This window comes from Halomicrobium sp. HArcht1-1, from assembly GCF_058933285.1.
This window is the reverse complement of the sequence record NZ_JBZYDL010000001.1, coordinates 457,628-473,295: the sequence shown is the minus strand read 5'-3', so window position 1 is coordinate 473,295 and position 15,668 is coordinate 457,628. Positions and strand designations below refer to the sequence as shown.

Here is a 15,668-nt window from a genome sequence, read left to right as displayed (position 1 = left end):
TCACTGCCAGCGGGGTGGCGACGAGAACCGCTCTCTGGCCCGTAATCACTGCTTACTCTCGATAACCCGAACCTGTGGCGAGGTAAGCGAGACGTTCTCGTCCCGGCCAGTTCGCACCGAACTGGCAAGCAACTGCCGAGCGTCCGACCGTCGCTGGGCTGTGGGTGTGACAACCCGGTTGCCACCCCGTAAAAATCCCCTTTAACGGTAAGATCACTGTACTCGACTATGCCGGAACCTAACGGCGACCGGAACCGTACTGCACCGACGACAGAGCTCCCCGTCAGCCGACGCCGCTGTCTGGAACTGACCGGACTGATGCTCATGAGTGGCGCTGGCGTCGGCGCTGCCAGCGCACGCGATGCCGAGTCGGCCGCGGCGGCCGACGACGACGTGACCGGCCGCGCGTCGGAACCGGCTGGCGAGAGCGACACGGACGAGGCTCCGGTCGTCGGCGGCGGCACCGGATACGAGAACACCGTCGAACCGGATCAGGCAGACGTTACCGTCGGTACGCGGAGCGAACTCCAGGACGCGCTGGGCAACGCGTCCAGTGGGGACGTGGTGTACGTCGCTGGGGACGCGACCATCGACATGGGCGGTGCGGAGTGGTCGATCCCCGAGGGCGTCACGCTGGCCTCGGACCGCGGGATCGACGGCGCTCCCGGCGGCCACCTCCAGACGACCGATCTCCCGTGGCCGATGTTCGTCGTCCGCGCGAACGCTCGCGTGACCGGCCTGCGCGTCAGCGGCCAGTACGACGAGTACGTCGACCTTACCGACGGACCGGTCAGTATCGGGCTACAGGTCGCCGAGAGCGGCGTCGAGATCGACAACAACGAAGTCTTCGGCTTCTCTCACGCCGCCATCCGGCCCTTCGACGACACCCACGTCCACCACAACGACGTCCACCACAACCCGATGGACGGCCTGGGCTACGGCGTCAGCGTCACCCGGGGCGAGCCCCTGATCGAGTACAACTACTTCAACTACAACCGCCACAGCGTCGCCGGCAGCGGCAACTGCGGCTACACCGCCCGGTACAACCACTTCGGACCGGAGACGGTCGATCACGTCATCGACCAGCACGAGCCCGGCGGGACGACCATGGAGATCCACCACAACACCGTCGAGGCCGTCTCTCACGTCCAGGACGGCGGGGAACCGGAAGCGGTCGCGATCCGGGGCACGCCCGACGACGTGGCCGCGATTCATCACAACTGGTTCTACAACCCCGACGAGCCGAAGTCGACCCCCGCCGACTGGGACGGCAGCGCGATCACGCAGGTCCACACGAGCGACTGGGCGAACGTCGAGTACGAGGCCAACCACTACGGTAGCGACGAGCCCGACCCGGACGTGGGATGCCCCCGGTAAGGCCGTCCTACTGCCGTCGACGGTGTAACGCGTCCATCGCTTGCCCACACGCCCCGCTGACCCGTCGCCCGCCGCCCGCCCTCACCGCCGCTGTTCGGGATGGCTCCTTTTAACCCCCGACGGCCACACCCACACCGTATGAGTTCGGAGACGGAGCCGACACCACCACCGGACAACCGCTACGTCGAGGACCCGCCGACCGAGTTCGATCCCATCGACGGCCTGACCGACGACGCGGCCCGCGAGCAGGCCGCGGCGCTCCGCGAGGCGATCCGGTACCACGACTACCGCTACTACGTGCTGGCCGATCCGGTGATCGGGGATCGGGCCTACGACGCCCTCTTTTCGCGGCTCGAAGCCCTCGAAGACGCCTTCGATCTCGACCGCGCGGACAGCCCCACCCAGCGCGTCGGGGGCGAGCCGCTGGACGAACTCCAGTCCGTCGAACACGTCGCGCCGATGGGATCGATCGACCAGGGCGGCGAGGCCGACGAGGTCCGCGAGTTCGACCGCCGGGTCCGGGATCGACTGGCAGACGCCGGCTACGAGGACGAGATCGACTACTTCTGTGAGCCGAAGTTCGACGGGCTCTCCGTCGAGATCGTCTACGAGGACGGCCGGTACCAGCGGGCCGCCACCCGCGGCGACGGCGAGGTCGGCGAGGACGTGACCGAGAACGTCCGCACGATCGCCAGCGTCCCCCAGCGCCTGCGCGGTGACTACCCCGACTATCTCGCCGTGCGAGGCGAGGTGTACATGCCGCGCGACGCCTTCACCGAGTACAACAGCGAGCGCATCGAACGCGGCGAGGACCCCTTCGCCAACCCCCGCAACGCCGCGGCGGGGACGCTGCGCCAGCTCGACCCGTCGATCACGGCCGAGCGACCGCTCTCGATCTTCTTCTTCGGCGTGCTCGACGCGTCGGTCGGTTTCGACTCCCACGGCGCGCTCCACGAACGGTTTCCCGAGTGGGGGCTGCGAGTGTGTGACCGGACCGCCGTGGTCGACGATATCGACGCCGCCATCGACTACCGGGACCGACAACTCGACGCGAGGGACGATCTGGACTACGAGATCGACGGCGTCGTCATCAAGGTCGACGACCGCGCCGCCTGTGACCTGCTGGGGTCGACGAGTCGCGCCCCCCGCTGGGCCTTCGCCTACAAGTTCCCGGCGCGCAAGGAACGGACGACGCTGCGTGACGTTGCCGTCCAAGTGGGTCGGACCGGCCGGCTGACGCCCGTCGCGCTCCTCGATCCCGTCGAGGTCGGCGGCGTCACGGTCTCGCGGGCGTCGCTGCACAACCCCGCACAGATCGAGTCGCTCGGCGTCGACGCCGGTGACACGGTCCGGATCAAGCGAGCCGGCGACGTGATCCCGGACGTGGTCGAAGTCGTCGAGTCGAGCGGCGAAGCGACGTTTGCCTTCCCCGAGCGCTGTCCGGTCTGTGAGAGTCCAGTCGAGCGCGACGGGCCGATGGCCTTCTGTACCGGCGGCCTGGCTTGTCCCGCCCAGCGCGAACGCGCGATCGAACACTACGCCAGCCGCGACGCGCTGGACATCGAGGGGGTGGGCGAGAAGGCCGTCGCGACGCTCCTGGACGCGGGGCTCGTCGAGAGCCCGGCCGACCTCTACGATCTGACCGTCGACGAACTGGCCGCCCTCGAAGGGTGGGGCCAGCGCAGCGCCGAGAACCTCGTCGCGGAGGTCGACGCGACCCGCGAGCCGCCGCTGGCGAACTTCCTCGTCGCGCTCGGCATCCACGAGGTGGGGACGGTCACGGCCCGGAACCTCGCCCGCGAGTTCGGGAGCTTCGAGGCGATCCGCGAGGCCGGCGAGGCCGGCGACACGGACGCGTTCGAGGCCGTCGACGACGTGGGGCCGATCGTCGCAGAGAGCATCTGCGAGTTCTTCGGTGGCGAGCGCAACGAGGCGGTACTCGACGACCTGCTCGACCACGTCGACCCCCAGCCGGCCGACACGGAGACCGGCGACGCGCTCGACGGGCTGACGTTCGTGTTCACGGGCTCGCTCGACGGCTACACCCGCAGCGAGGCACAGGAACTGGTCGAGACCCACGGCGGCGCTGCGACCAGCAGCGTCTCGGGCAACACCGACTATCTCGTCGTCGGCGACAACCCCGGCCAGTCAAAGCGTGACGACGCCGCGGCGGAAGGCGTCGAGACGATCGACGAAGAGGCGTTCGCGGACCTGCTCGCCGATCGCGGCATCGAGAACTGAGAGCGCAGTCCCGAGAGGGCTACAGGTCGGCGTCTTCGAACCGGAGGATACCGATCAGGATCGGCAGCGTGATCCAGACGAGCAACATCGCCATCGCGCCCAGCTGGAGCCGGAAGTCCGGGAGCCCCTCGCCGACCTCGGAGGCGAACAGCACGTCGTTCATCAGTGCCTGTCGGAGGATCTGGAAGTCGCCGGTCGGGCTGAGCAACTGGAACACACGCAGGGTCTCCTGGACTGTCAGGGGCATCCAGCTGGGCCACTGGCCGCTAAGTCTGAGGACGATGACGAACGACGCAGTGTTGATCGCCCGCCAGAGGATGTTGAACAGGAAGTAGAAGCCAAAGACCGAGAGCAGTATGCGGAAGCGAGACTCGAAGGTCGCGGACATCCCCGTCGCGACGGAGACGAACGCGACGCCGAACAGCGTCGCCAGTAGGAGGTAGCCGAAGTACTTCGCGGCCTCGAACTCGACGCCGACGACCAGCAGCGCCACCGCTGGCACGAGCATCCCCAGCACGAGCGGGACGACGAACGCGGCTGTCCGGCCCAGCGCCTTCCCCAGGATCACGTCCGTCCGGGAGTGAGGCAGCGACAACAGAATCTTCAGCGACCCGGAGTCGCGTTCGTTGACGATCGCCCCGAACGAGATCGCGATCGCGATCAGCGGGACGATGTACTGGAACAGCATGTGGAGGAGCCCCAGGATGTCCGTGGAGGTGGGATCCCGCTGGACCCACCCGAGCACCGCGGCAGCCAGCGAGACCAGCGCGATGAACCCGATCGTCAGCCCCCACAAGAGATAGGATCGGGAGGCGTCCTGGAAGTCCTTGCGCGCGACGGCCTGCCAGCTCATGCTTCGGCCTCCTGGCGCTCGGTGTAGGAGCTGAACACGTCGTCGAGCGACGCCTCCTCGGTCTCGAAGTCCTCGACGCTGACCTCGGCGTCTTCCAGCGCGTTCAGGACCGCCATCTTCTGGTCGCCCTCGCAGGTGACCGTGATGGCGTCGCTGTCGGCACGCACGTCGGAGACGGCGTCCAGTGCCCGGACGGCAGCCACACCGTCGTCGATCTGGCTCGCGGTCCCGCCGACGGTGACCGTCAGCGTGAGGCCGGTGTCGTAGGCCTCGCGCAGCCCCTCGATGGTGTCTTTGGCGACCAGTTCGCCCTCTCTGAGGATCCCGACGGTGTCACAGACGGCCTCGACCTGCCCGAGGATGTGCGAGGAGAAGAAGACGGTCGCGCCGCGTTCGTTCTCCTCGCGGACGATCTCCTGCATCATCCGCGCGCCGTTGGGGTCGAGTCCAGAGGAGGGCTCGTCGAGGATCAACAGGTCGGGCTCGCCGACCAGCGCCATCGCCAGCACGAGCCGCTGGGACATCCCCTTGGAGTACCCCCCCGCCTTGCGCTTTGCATCTTCCTCGCTGAGGCCGACCCGATCCAGAAGTGCGTGCGGGTCGTCGTCGGCGTCTTTCGACTCGATCGCGAACTCCAGGTGCTGGAGCCCGGTCAGGCGGTCGTACACGTCGTACCCCTCCGGCAGGACGCCGGTCCGTTCGCGGATCCGCGTGGAGTCCTCGTAGGAGTCGTATCCCAGTACCTCCGCACGACCCTCCGTGGGCCGGACGAAGTCCAGCAGGATGTTGATGCTCGTCGACTTCCCAGCGCCGTTGGGGCCGAGGAAGCCGAAGATCTCACCCTCTTCGACGGTGAGATCCACCTCCTGTAGCGCGGTCACGCCGTCGAACCGCTTCGTTACTCCGTCCAGTTCTATTGCAGCCATACGCGCCGAATTTACCCCGGTGACGTAAAATCTTCGTGGAACTGACTCGTCGCGTCCCGGCAGGCGTCTGCACTCGTCGCGCCGCTCGGGGACCCTAGATCTCGTCGTCGGGAGCGAACTGCTCACGAACCCGCTCGACCTCGCGAGCGTACCGCTCGCGTTCGTCGTCGTCCGCGACGGGCTCTAGGTCCTCGACCGGGACCTCCGTGGCCGCGGTCGGTGGCTGCTGGCGCAACATCGTCGTCGACCGCTGGCTCGTCTGTGCTCGCTCGCCGTCCGGCGTCGCGTACACCAGCGTCACGAGGTTCTTGTCCCAGTAGTCCCGTTCGACCAGCCAGCACTGCACGGTCTCGGTCATTACTCCCCCTTCGCCGCCGACGGTTTAGGGCCTGTGGGTCCGGCGGCCTCACAGGACGCCGACGTTGAACGAGGCGATCGTCAACAGCAACGCGACGACCGACACGAAGACGCCGCCGAGGATGATGAGCCGGTACTGCACCTCGCGGCGCGAGGGGAGTTCTTGCAGTAGCTTCGAGATGTGGTCGTCGGCGACTTTGAACGCTTTCACGCTCTCTTCCATCGACTTGGCCTTCTTCTCGCGCCCTTTGACCATCTGCTCTCGGATGGTCTGGAGGCGTCGCTCGCTCTCTGCCTTGCTCGGGGCGTCCAGTCGGGTGATCGTGTACAGGGTCGGTGGCACTCGCTCGTTGAAGTACTGGTCGAGCTTCTTGTCGGGCACGGACTGTGCGCTGTCGAACGCGGCACGCTGGATGTGTGCTTCCATCTCGCCGAGGTTCTCTCTGGCCCCGTCGATGTCGTCCTGTTCCAGATCGTTGAAGATCTTGCTCATGTGGTCCAGTGCGTCCCGAAAGTTCGTCATCGCGACCCAGTTGTGCTCGCCGCGCTCCTCTTCGGCCCAGATGTGTGTCCGCTTTGCCCGCTCGTAGGGCTCTCCGAGGAGGCGTTCGAGTTCGGTCAGGATCTCCGCTTCAGTCTCGGGGTCGTCGACGACGCTGTTGCGCAGATCGTCGAGATCGCTCCTGTCGAGTGGTGACTGGCGGTCCTCCATGCGCTGACGGAGCTAGAGTCCCAGCCGTTGCTTGATTCGCTCTCGACGCGACTGGTACTCGGACTTGTCGACCACGTCAAGCCGGTCGGTGTCCTTGTACCCCTCTCTGGCACCGTTGGGGTGGTGTGGTTTCGTGATCTCGATGTCGGATCGCTCCTCGAACTCGTGGATCGGCATCTCGGCGAGTTCCTCGGCCTCGATTCCGGCGCTCTTGGCCGTCTCTTCGGTCAAAAACTGGAAGAATTCGTCGCCGTCCATCGCTTCGTACTGTGACTCGAACTCGTCGTCGACCGCGTCGTTCCCGTCGTCCCCCTGTCGTTTCGACGGGCGAGTGTCGTCACCGGCACTACTCAGCATTGTCCTGACCTATTGCGCTATGTTTGATATGTCCTTCGCTTTCGAACGTACCCACGTCGGCTGATCCGGTAGTTTCGCACGCTCCGGCGCTGTCGGCGTCGGCTACAGGCCGGTCCGGATTGATCATACGACGCATCTGTGCGGCGAGCTATTTAAAGACTGCCCAGTCGAGACGGTGACCTGTCTCCTGTACGGACAGGTGGGGTTCGGTGACAGTGGTCGATGGATCACCACGCCCGTTCTCGATTCTGGTACTCCCGCCAGCAGATTCATACCGGCCGCTCGCAAACGGCCGACAATGACTGGCTGGCTCGACCGGGCCGACGAACTCCTGTACGACGGGGAAGAGTCCATCGAGCGGGTCCGGATCGGGGAGGGGGGCGTCGTGGTCACGTCCCACCGCGTACTGGTGTTTACGCCCGGCGGCGACGGGGCGAACTTTCGGGACGTGGATCGCCCGAACGTCGTCGGCGTCGCCGCAGCGACCAGCGGCGAGTGGGCGTTTCTGGAGCGGGCGATCAAGGCGCTGGTCGCCGGTGGCGTGTTGCTGGTCGCGGGCCAGACGGTGAGCCTCGACTCGATGGTCGAGGGCATCGAGATCGGGGTCAGCGCGGGACAGGTCGGGATGGGCGGGATGCTGGGACTGCTCCAGACGTTCCTCTCGCTGATGGCCCAGCTAGACGAGTTGCTGACGCTTTTCGGTGCGCTGGCACTGCTGTTCGGGGCGATCGTGCTGGGCGTCTACGCCTGGTCGCGCGAAGCCGAACTCGTCGTCTCCGTGGCCGGCGACGAGGAGGACCTGCGGCTGCCAGCGCCGGACGACGCCGCCGCGGTCGCCGCGCGACTGGAGTCCGTGATCCTCCCGCAGGGCGAGTCGTGAGCGGGCGTCACTGGTCGTCCGTCTCGGGGCTGCGCTGGACGACGAGGACCGGGCCGAGGAATCGCTCGGCGACCTGGTCGGTCGGTAGCCCGAAGACGAACGTCGAGAGCGACGGGTCGGACTCGCCCATGACGACGGCGTCGAACTCGGCGGCCGTCTCGACGATCGCATCCAGTGGCGACACGTCGCGGTCGACCGCCGTTTCGAGGCGCGACGGCTCGACGCCCTGCTCTGCCAGCCGGTCGGTGAGTCCGTCCAGAAGCGTCTGGCTGTCCTCGTCGGTCTCCCCGTCGGCCGCGACGTGATACAGCGTCACGCCGACCTCGCTCTCCGCGAACAGCCCGGCGACGACGCGGACGAGGCGGTCGACGCCGACCGTGCCCCGGACCGCCACGAGGATATCGTCGGGCGGCTGCGTCGAGTTCGGGACGAGGACGGCCAGACAGTCGTGTTCCTCGATCGTTCGGTCGATCGTCTGCTGGCCGTCGTGGGTGAAGACGAGGCGTCGCTCGGTGGTCGCGCCGACGCTCTCGAACAGCGACTCGAACTCGTCGAGGCGCTCGGTCGCCCGGTCCTCGAACTGCATCCGGGCCTGACCGGGGGCGGTCTGTTCGGGCACGACGTGATACCCCAGCAACACGACGTGGGCGTTCGCCAGCAGTTCGGGCACGCCGTCGGGAATCGGTTCGCCTTCCAGTACGCGGATCGGGACGAGTATCGGTGGTCTGGTCATGTTAGACAGCTCCTTTGAGGGATACGTCACCGGCGTAGTACCGGTACCAGCCGTACGAGACGACCATGATCGCGACCCCGATCACGATCGAGGCCGGTTGCATGAACGCGATCAGTGCGACACTCGCGAGCGCGCCCAGTGCCGGCACGACCGGGTAGCCGGGGACCGTGTAGCTGGGCGTGTACCAGGGAGGATCTCGCCGTCGCAACACGAGTAACGCGACACACAGCAACGCGTACATGACGAGATGGAGGAACGAGGCGACCTCCGCCAGTAGCTCTACCTGCCCGGTGGCGACGAGCACGAGAATGGGGCCACCGGCGGCCAGCAGCGCCACGTGGGGCGTTCCGTACCGGAGGTTGATCTCGCTGGCCTTGCGGGGCAACAGGGCGTCCCGGCTCAGTGCGTACACGGCCCGTGACGCACTGAGGATCGAAGCGTTCGCGCTCGAAAACGTCGCCAGCAGGCCGGCAAAGAGGATCGCGATCGCACCGGGCACGCCCAGGAAGTCCCGAGCGACCTCCACCATCGCCGTCTCGCCGAACCGACCGAGCTGCTCGGCTCCGAACGCGCTCGTCGCGACGAAGATCGTCACCACGTAGAAGACGGTGACGATCACGACCGAGCCGACCATCGCGAGCGGGAGGTTTCGCTCCGGGTCCTTGATCTCGCCCGCGACGGTCGCGACCTGTGCGAACCCGAGGTAGGACGTAAACACGAGGGCGGCCGTCGAGAACACCGCCGGGAAGATCCCCTGTGAGAAGAACTGCTCCGGGGCGCTCTCCCTGCCGAAGACGCCGACCGCGTCGAGGACGCCGTAGGTGAGAAAGACGGTCAACACGACGAGCAAGATGCCGACCACGGCGTTTTGCAGCGTCGCCGTGTTCTCGGTCCCGCCGATGCTCAGCGCAGTCAGCGCGACGCCGAACACCAGCCCGACGGCGATGACCGGGTTCACCGAGAGGACGACACCGACCTCAGCGAGCACGGCGGTCGCGTAGTGGCCCAGACCGACGAGGTAAAACGCCGAGGCAAACACCAGCCCGAGCCACAGCCCCAGCCCGACGACCGAACCGTAGGCCGTCCCCAGCCCCCGAGAGATGAAGTAGTAGCCCCCACCGCTGCGGGGCATCGCCGTGGCCAGTTCCGAGGTCGGCAACGCCACCAGTAGCGCGACGACGCCGCCGATGGCGAAAGAGAGCGTGGCCGCCAGCCCGGCGTTCTGGGCGGCGAGTCCGGGAAAGACGAAGATCCCCGCCCCGATCATGGTCCCGATCCCGATGGCGAGTCCGCCGACCAGCCCGATCGTCCGCTCCAGTTCGGTGTCGTCGTGGACCGTCGTCTCGTCGGTCACTCGCTCCGGTGGTGCCGTCGGTGACTCCCCGTCGACGTTCACACCGCTCGCCTCGTCTCCGGGACCAGACTCGCCCATGCGTGAACTGTCTCTCAGATGGCTGATAAAGCTGGTCCCGGTGCGTGACGTTCAAAGCCGCTCAGTGCCAACAGCAGCGCGATGGACGCGACAGGGGTCCGCGAGGCCGCCGACACCCTGCCCCGAGAGCCCGGCGTCTACCACTTCGTCGCCGACCGCGTGCTGTACGTCGGCAAGGCCGTCGACCTGCGCGATCGGGTCCGCTCCTACGCCGACCCGCGATCCGCACGGATCGCACAGATGGTCGAGCGCGCCGAGTCGATCGAGTTCAGCGTCACCGACACGGAGACGCAGGCGCTCTTGCTGGAGGCGAACCTGATAAAGCGCCACCAGCCGCCGTACAACGTCCGGCTCAAAGACGACAAGTCGTATCCGCTCGTCCAGCTCACCGACCACCCGGTGCCCCGGATCGAGGTTACCCGCGACCCCGACGAGGGCGCGACCGTCTACGGCCCGTTCACCGACAAAGGCCGGGTCGAGACCGTCGTCAAGGCCCTGCGGGAGACCTACGGCCTGCGGGGGTGTTCCGACCACAAGTACGAGGGCCGCGACCGGCCGTGTCTGGACTACGAGATGGGGCTCTGTACCGCGCCCTGTACCGGCGAGATCGGTCCCGCCGACTACGCCGAAGACGTGGCGAGCGTCGAGCGGTTTTTCGGCGGCGAGACCGGCGTGCTGGCCGATCCGCTCCGCCGGGAGATGGCCGCCGCGTCGGAGGCCCAGGAGTTCGAGCGCGCGGCCAACTGTCGAGACAAGCTCGAAGCCGTCGAGGCGTTCCACGGCGACGCCGACGACGCGGTCCAGACGACCCGCGACGAACGGGCCGTCGACGTGCTGGGAGCCGTCCGCGAGGGCGAACGCGCGACCGTCGCCCGCCTGCACGCCGCCGACGGCCAGCTGGTCGATCGCGAGCGCCACGGGCTCGACGCGCCCGACGGCGACGGCGTCGGCGAGGTCCTCTCGGCGTTTATCACCCAGTACTACGCCGAACGCGAGTTTCCGGAGGCGGTGCTGTGTTCGGAGCGCCCCAGCGAGGACGTCGTCGAGTGGCTCGCTGGCGAGGGCGTCGACGTGCGCGTCCCCGGTGCGGGACGCGAGGCGACGCTGGTCGACCTCGCGCTGAAGAACGCCCGCCGTGGCGGCCCGGCACGCGACGACACCGCCGCGCTGGCCGACGCGCTCTCGATCGACGCCGCCGACCGTATCGAGGGGTTCGACGTGAGCCACGCACAGGGGCGGGCCGTCGTCGGGTCGAACGTCACCTTCGTCGACGGCGACGCCGCCAAGCGCGACTACCGCCGCAAGAAGCTCACGGAGCGCAACGACGACTACGCCAACATGCGGGAGCTGGTTCGCTGGCGGGCCGAGCGAGCGATCGAGGGTCGGGACGACCGCTCCGATCCCGACCTCCTCCTGATCGACGGCGGCGACGGCCAGCTCGGCGCGGCGCGGGACGCGCTGGCCGAGACCGGCTGGGACGTGCCGGCCGTCGCACTCGCCAAGGACGAGGAGCTGGTCGTGACTCCCACCGGCACCCACGACTGGGACGACGACGACCCGACGCTCCACCTCTGTCAGCGAGTGCGCGACGAGGCCCACCGCTTTGCCGTCCAGTACCACCAGACGGTCCGCGACGAGGTCGCGACGGCGCTCGACGACGTTCCCGGCGTCGGTCCCGAGACGCGCAAGCGACTGCTCAGGCGTTTCGGGAGCGTCGACAACGTCAGAACCGCTTCGACGGCGGAACTGCTGGCCGTCGAGGGCGTCGGCGAAGCGACCGCGGCGACGCTCCAGTCGCGACTGTCCTGACGCCGCTAGGCCGGCTGTTCGAGTTCGCCGGCCACGTCCAGGTGCAAGGTCCCCTTCGCGTACCCCTCGGTCGTGCCGTCCGGACGCATCCGGAAGACGACGGCGGGTTCGTGGCCCACGTCCGGGCGTTCCCCGAGAATGCGTCGCCAGTCGTCGTCGGGGAACGACGAGCAGTCGACGAACAGCGCGGCGTTGCCGTGGATCGCGATCTGGTCGCGGGTCTTGGCGTCGCCGCTGGCCTTGACCGCGTGGATCGGCGAGTCGATCTTGCGGCGGTTCGTCGGCTGGGGACGGGTCACCTCGACGAGGATGTCGTCGACCTGGAAGTCCAGCGCGTGGCCCGACCCCAGTTCGACCTCGGGCTCGAAGTCGTGGCCCGCGTCGGCGAGCAGTTTGGCGGCGTTGAACTCGCCCATCGTCGCCTGCATTCTGGTCAGGTCGACGCCATCGCTGGTCCCGAGCTTGCTCGCCATCGTGTAGCGGTGGTCGTCGAGCAACCCCGTCGAGAGCAGCTCCTCGTAGAAAGACAGCGCCGCCTCGCGGTCGGCGTCGGGGAACCCACCGGCGTGGTCCCGGAAGAACGCTCGCGTCGACTCCCGGCCGTCCTTCGAGAAGAAGACCGGCAGGAAGAACCACGCCAGGTGGTCGTATTCGGCCAGCCACGGGTCCTCCTGTTCGAGCTGGGCGAGCAGTTCGCGCTTCCCCCAGCGGGCGACCCCGTGTGGTGCTTCCTCGAAAGTACACTTGTTCGTCCGCCACAGCGTCTTCGGCGTCTCGGTGTTGCCCAGCCAGTAGGCGTCGGCGTCGGACCAACAGAACAGCGCGAGGTCGCCGTTGTCCATCGCGATGCGGCGCGCTTCGTAGCCGTCGGGCGGGCGGTACCACGGATCGGCCGTGGTCGCGCCGAACTTCGCGTCGAGGGGCTGGTAGAGGGCGTCGTGTACTCGTCCCGCGTTCCAGCGTTCGGACGAGTGTCGGAATCGAATCGGGCCTGCCACGGATCACCGTACACGCCCAGCCCGTTTGAGGGTTCTGCATGGGCGCAACTGTCAGTCGTATTTCATACGACCGTTACATTGATAACTACTACCATGTTACTTTGAGTGTGGTAAGCAATGTCGATGGGCGCATATGACGAAGACGAACACGAACGCCGCGAGCGCAAGAACAGCGACGTCGATCTGAGCGAAGACGACGACCGGACAGCGTACCACGGCGAAGTCGAGTACGACTCCAGCGATTCGACCGAAGAACTGCTCGATCAGTTCGAGCAGATCAAGTCCTCGTAGCTACGCCGTCGTCTGTCGGCCGAGCAGAAACACCGACAGTGACATCACGACCGTCACCGCGACGACGTGTGCCACGACGGCCGCGAGCAGCACCCGAAACTCCAGGACGAACGGGACCAACACGAGCTGGAGCAGTCCGAACCCGAGGATCTCCAGGTCCGCCCGGCGCAACACGGTGGCGGTCTCCGGGTCGAACCGGTAGCGTGCCGACCGCCACAGCGACGTGATCGCGGCCCACCAGCCGGTGCCGATCCGGTAACACACGTCCCACAGCACCAGCAACATCAGGTAGACGACCAGTATCGGCTGGTCGGGGCCGAACAGTCGCCCGACCAGCGTCTCCCCGCCCTGCTGGGGATCGAAGACGAACAGGTGGGTCACCAGCGCGATGTAGGCGAGCACCGAGAGGACGACCTCGACGTTCGAGCTAAAGAGGAGGTCGCGGTAGTCGCCGGGAACGTCGATCCGGCGGACCAGCGTCCCGATCCGCAGCATCTCGACGCTGCCGATCGCGGCGACGACGACCGCGGCCGTGCCGGCGACCGCGGCCGCCCAGAGGTCGTAGTACGCCGCCAGGACGAGCACGCCGAGTTCGAAGACGAGCAACTGGATGGCGACGGCGGCCCACGCTGGCAGGCTGATCCCCGGTAGCGCCCCGACGATGCTCTCGTAGACCCACGTCTCTCCGTACCGGAGCGGTCGCGGGTCCTCGCTCACCGGGACCGGACCTCCGCCGGGAGCTGCTCGACGGCCAGGCGGGCCTCGCGCTGGCCCAGTGCCCGCTCGACCGCGGTCTCGAACGGCGTCAGCTCGACGGGCAGCAGTTCGCGGATCGGCTCGTCGTTGGCGACGACGGGATTTTTCAACCCTTCGATCAGCGGCCGTGCGACGCTGGTGGGCACGTCGGTGACGAAGCCGATCCAGTACGAGGACAGCCGCGGCGAGAGGACGGGAATCGGGATGATGTAGGGCTCGCCGGTGCCCATCACCTTGCCGGTCCGCTTGAGGATCTCCGCGTAGGAAAGCACCTCCGGCCCGCCAATGTCGTATGTCTCGCCCGCGGTCTCGAGCACGTCCAGTACCCCGACGAGGTAAGCGATCACGTCGTCGATGGCGATGGGGTGACTGGGCGTCTCGACCCACTGTGGCGTCGTCATCACCGGCAGCCGGCGGTCCATCTGGCGCACCATCTCGAAGCTCGCCGAGCCGTCGCCGATGATGATCGCCGCCCGCAGCGTCGTCAGGTCGTAGTCGCCGTCTCGCAACAGCCGTTCGACCTCCCGTCGCGATTCGAGGTGTGAGGACAGCTTCGTCGTCTCCTCGCCGAGGCCGCCGAGGTAGACGACGCGGTCGACGCCCGCCTCGCTGGCCGCGTCGGCGAAGTTCCGCGCCGCGGTCCGGTCGCGCTCCTCGAAGTCTTCGCCGGCCCGCATCGAGTGGACGAGGTAGTACGCGGCGTCGATCCCGTCGAGCGCGTCGTCGAAACTGCCCGGTTCCAGCAGGTCGCCGACGGCGACCTCGACCCCGTCGGGGCCGTCGTACCCCGTCGGATCACGAACGAGTGCCCTGACCTCGTGGCCCCGCTCCAGCAACGCGGGCACGAGGTTCCCGCCGACGAAGCCGGTCGCACCGGTGACCAGAACGTGCATGGTTCTACTGTGTGCCAGGCTACCGTAACTGTTGGGCCCACCCCCTCACTCGTCGGGGAAGGGCACGTCGATCCGGCGGCCGTCGTCGGGGACGAAGACCTCGCCGTCGAAGGCCTCGCGGGCGTCGTCGAGGATCGGCCGGGGGTTGCCGCCGTAGCGCGTCGAGATGTGGGTGAGCGCGAGTCGCTTCGCGCCGGCCTCCTGTGCGACCTCGCCGGCCTCGCGGCCGGTCGCGTGTGCCGTCGTGCGCGCTCGCTCCGCCCAGTCGTCGGCGAAGGTGGCGTCGTGGACCAGCAGGTCGGCGTCCTCGCTGGCTTCGACGACGGCGTCGGTGGGGCGAGTGTCACCGGTGTAGACCAGCGTCCGGCCGGGTCGGTCCGGACCGACGACCTCCTCGGGCTGGACGGTCCGGCCCTCGTGTTCGACCGGCTCGCCGCGGTGGAGCTTCGAGTACTTCGGGCCGGGCTCGATCCCGAGTTGCTCCTCGGCTTTCTCGCGGTCGAACCGGCCCTTGCGGTCCGCTTCGACGACGGCGTAGCCGACCGACTGACAGCGGTGCTGGGTGCGGATCGCCCGCACGTCGTAGCCGTCGCCGTCGAGCACGGTGTCGCCCGCCGAGACCTGCGTGATCCGGACCGGGAACGAGGGCGTGTCGCCGGTGACCGAGACGAGGTCTTCGATGGTGCCTCGCGTTCCGGACGGTGCGTGGATCGCCAGGGGCTCCTCGCGGTCGTTGAAGTCGAACGTCTGGAGGAGGCCGGGGATCCCCAGCACGTGGTCGCCGTGGGTGTGCGTGACGAAGACGTGGTCGACGGCGAAGCCGGTCCCGAAGCGCATCATCTGGCGCTGGGTCCCCTCGCCGCAGTCGAACAGGAGCCTGTCGCCGTCTCTGTTGACGAAGAGCGCGCTGGGGTTGCGCTCCGTCGTCGGCACCGCTCCGCTCGTCCCGAGAAACGTCACGCGCATGCTCTGGTTCTGGGTGAGCGTGGATAAACGCGTGTCGAATTTCGAAACGTCCCGTGGGTCCGAATCGCGGGGGAGAAGTGCCGCCGA

16 protein-coding genes are annotated in these 15,668 nt (G+C 67.6%); 5 read left to right on the top strand and 11 right to left on the bottom strand.

Translation table 11 applies throughout. The features are described 5' to 3' along the window. Nucleotides 1-228: 228 nt before the first annotated feature. Nucleotides 229-1,377 carry a hypothetical protein gene (locus tag AC5FRZ_RS02540; protein ID WP_372479782.1) on the top strand — a complete coding sequence of 383 codons (1,149 nt, stop codon included), beginning with the start codon at nt 229-231 and terminating at the stop codon, nt 1,375-1,377. 138 nt (nt 1,378-1,515) lie between these two features. Then, complete coding sequence (gene ligA, locus AC5FRZ_RS02535; RefSeq protein ID WP_493563773.1) at nt 1,516-3,618, top strand: NAD-dependent DNA ligase LigA; 2,103 nt, start codon at nt 1,516-1,518, stop codon at nt 3,616-3,618. A gap of 19 nt (nt 3,619-3,637) precedes the next feature. Here the strand turns inward: ligA and AC5FRZ_RS02530 are convergent, their stop codons facing one another. From AC5FRZ_RS02530 to AC5FRZ_RS02510, 5 genes are all read right to left on the bottom strand, one after another. After that, nucleotides 3,638-4,471 (bottom strand): ABC transporter permease, encoded by an 834-nt coding sequence (locus tag AC5FRZ_RS02530; protein ID WP_153552127.1) that lies wholly within the window; start codon nt 4,469-4,471, stop codon nt 3,638-3,640. Next, the gene (locus tag AC5FRZ_RS02525; protein WP_153552128.1) at nt 4,468-5,397 is read right to left on the bottom strand and encodes an ABC transporter ATP-binding protein; all 930 of its coding nucleotides are present in this window, start codon (nt 5,395-5,397) and stop codon (nt 4,468-4,470) included. Before AC5FRZ_RS02525 ends, AC5FRZ_RS02530 begins: the two co-directional genes overlap by 4 nt. A 94-nt stretch (nt 5,398-5,491) precedes the next feature. Continuing rightward, the gene (locus AC5FRZ_RS02520) at nt 5,492-5,755 is read right to left on the bottom strand and encodes a DUF7967 family protein (RefSeq protein ID WP_493563772.1); all 264 of its coding nucleotides are present in this window, start codon (nt 5,753-5,755) and stop codon (nt 5,492-5,494) included. 48 nt (nt 5,756-5,803) lie between these two features. Next, nucleotides 5,804-6,466: a hypothetical protein gene (locus AC5FRZ_RS02515; RefSeq protein ID WP_493563771.1), complete on the bottom strand. Its 663-nt coding sequence runs from the start codon at nt 6,464-6,466 to the stop codon at nt 5,804-5,806. 12 nt (nt 6,467-6,478) lie between these two features. Then, entirely contained in the window at nt 6,479-6,823 is a 345-nt protein-coding gene (locus tag AC5FRZ_RS02510; protein ID WP_170093278.1) for a hypothetical protein, read from the bottom strand. A gap of 298 nt (nt 6,824-7,121) precedes the next feature. Here AC5FRZ_RS02510 and AC5FRZ_RS02505 point away from each other — a divergent pair, with 298 nt between their 5' ends. Beyond that, nucleotides 7,122-7,703, top strand: a complete 582-nt coding sequence (locus tag AC5FRZ_RS02505; protein WP_493563770.1) for a hypothetical protein — start codon at nt 7,122-7,124, stop codon at nt 7,701-7,703. Between the two features lie 7 nt (nt 7,704-7,710). Here the strand turns inward: AC5FRZ_RS02505 and AC5FRZ_RS02500 are convergent, their stop codons facing one another. Next, nucleotides 7,711-8,436 (bottom strand): universal stress protein, encoded by a 726-nt coding sequence (locus AC5FRZ_RS02500; protein WP_493563769.1) that lies wholly within the window; start codon nt 8,434-8,436, stop codon nt 7,711-7,713. 1 nt (nt 8,437) lies between these two features. Further along, nucleotides 8,438-9,868 (bottom strand): APC family permease, encoded by a 1,431-nt coding sequence (locus AC5FRZ_RS02495; protein ID WP_493563768.1) that lies wholly within the window; start codon nt 9,866-9,868, stop codon nt 8,438-8,440. Between the two features lie 81 nt (nt 9,869-9,949). On the opposite strand from AC5FRZ_RS02495, the gene AC5FRZ_RS02490 reads away from it, so the two are divergent. Then, nucleotides 9,950-11,677 (top strand): excinuclease ABC subunit C, encoded by a 1,728-nt coding sequence (locus AC5FRZ_RS02490; protein ID WP_493563767.1) that lies wholly within the window; start codon nt 9,950-9,952, stop codon nt 11,675-11,677. A 5-nt stretch (nt 11,678-11,682) separates the two neighbouring features. Here AC5FRZ_RS02490 and AC5FRZ_RS02485 read toward each other — a convergent pair whose 3' ends face one another. Next, nucleotides 11,683-12,675: a DUF5784 family protein gene (locus AC5FRZ_RS02485; RefSeq protein WP_372479790.1), complete on the bottom strand. Its 993-nt coding sequence runs from the start codon at nt 12,673-12,675 to the stop codon at nt 11,683-11,685. Nucleotides 12,676-12,792: 117 nt separating this feature from the next. On the opposite strand from AC5FRZ_RS02485, the gene AC5FRZ_RS02480 reads away from it, so the two are divergent. Continuing rightward, nucleotides 12,793-12,966 carry a DUF5786 family protein gene (locus AC5FRZ_RS02480; protein WP_015762043.1) on the top strand — a complete coding sequence of 58 codons (174 nt, stop codon included), beginning with the start codon at nt 12,793-12,795 and terminating at the stop codon, nt 12,964-12,966. Here the strand turns inward: AC5FRZ_RS02480 and AC5FRZ_RS02475 are convergent, their stop codons facing one another. Genes AC5FRZ_RS02475 through rnz form a run of 3 tightly spaced genes read right to left on the bottom strand, consistent with a single transcriptional unit; the run spans nt 12,967 to nt 15,581 of the window. After that, nucleotides 12,967-13,683 (bottom strand): DUF7530 family protein, encoded by a 717-nt coding sequence (locus AC5FRZ_RS02475; RefSeq protein ID WP_493563766.1) that lies wholly within the window; start codon nt 13,681-13,683, stop codon nt 12,967-12,969. Then, complete coding sequence (locus AC5FRZ_RS02470; RefSeq protein WP_493563765.1) at nt 13,680-14,615, bottom strand: NAD(P)H-binding protein; 936 nt, start codon at nt 14,613-14,615, stop codon at nt 13,680-13,682. The genes AC5FRZ_RS02475 and AC5FRZ_RS02470 overlap by 4 nt, the downstream gene beginning before the upstream one ends. 45 nt (nt 14,616-14,660) lie before the next feature. Beyond that, nucleotides 14,661-15,581 carry a ribonuclease Z gene (gene rnz / locus AC5FRZ_RS02465; protein ID WP_493563764.1) on the bottom strand — a complete coding sequence of 307 codons (921 nt, stop codon included), beginning with the start codon at nt 15,579-15,581 and terminating at the stop codon, nt 14,661-14,663. Between the last annotated feature and the right edge of the window lie 87 nt (nt 15,582-15,668).

Bases quoted from the DNA above. Each gene is read 5' to 3' on its own strand.
- AC5FRZ_RS02540 (WP_372479782.1), top strand. From the start codon at position 229: ATGCCGGAACCTAACGGCGACCGGAACCGTACTGCACCGACGACAGAG.
- ligA (WP_493563773.1), top strand. From the start codon at position 1,516: ATGAGTTCGGAGACGGAGCCGACACCACCACCGGACAACCGCTACGTC.
- AC5FRZ_RS02530 (WP_153552127.1), bottom strand. From the start codon at position 4,471: ATGAGCTGGCAGGCCGTCGCGCGCAAGGACTTCCAGGACGCCTCCCGA.
- AC5FRZ_RS02525 (WP_153552128.1), bottom strand. From the start codon at position 5,397: ATGGCTGCAATAGAACTGGACGGAGTAACGAAGCGGTTCGACGGCGTG.
- AC5FRZ_RS02520 (WP_493563772.1), bottom strand. From the start codon at position 5,755: ATGACCGAGACCGTGCAGTGCTGGCTGGTCGAACGGGACTACTGGGAC.
- AC5FRZ_RS02515 (WP_493563771.1), bottom strand. From the start codon at position 6,466: ATGGAGGACCGCCAGTCACCACTCGACAGGAGCGATCTCGACGATCTG.
- AC5FRZ_RS02510 (WP_170093278.1), bottom strand. From the start codon at position 6,823: ATGCTGAGTAGTGCCGGTGACGACACTCGCCCGTCGAAACGACAGGGG.
- AC5FRZ_RS02505 (WP_493563770.1), top strand. From the start codon at position 7,122: ATGACTGGCTGGCTCGACCGGGCCGACGAACTCCTGTACGACGGGGAA.
- AC5FRZ_RS02500 (WP_493563769.1), bottom strand. From the start codon at position 8,436: ATGACCAGACCACCGATACTCGTCCCGATCCGCGTACTGGAAGGCGAA.
- AC5FRZ_RS02495 (WP_493563768.1), bottom strand. From the start codon at position 9,868: ATGGGCGAGTCTGGTCCCGGAGACGAGGCGAGCGGTGTGAACGTCGAC.
- AC5FRZ_RS02490 (WP_493563767.1), top strand. From the start codon at position 9,950: ATGGACGCGACAGGGGTCCGCGAGGCCGCCGACACCCTGCCCCGAGAG.
- AC5FRZ_RS02480 (WP_015762043.1), top strand. From the start codon at position 12,793: ATGTCGATGGGCGCATATGACGAAGACGAACACGAACGCCGCGAGCGC.
- AC5FRZ_RS02470 (WP_493563765.1), bottom strand. From the start codon at position 14,615: ATGCACGTTCTGGTCACCGGTGCGACCGGCTTCGTCGGCGGGAACCTC.
- rnz (WP_493563764.1), bottom strand. From the start codon at position 15,581: ATGCGCGTGACGTTTCTCGGGACGAGCGGAGCGGTGCCGACGACGGAG.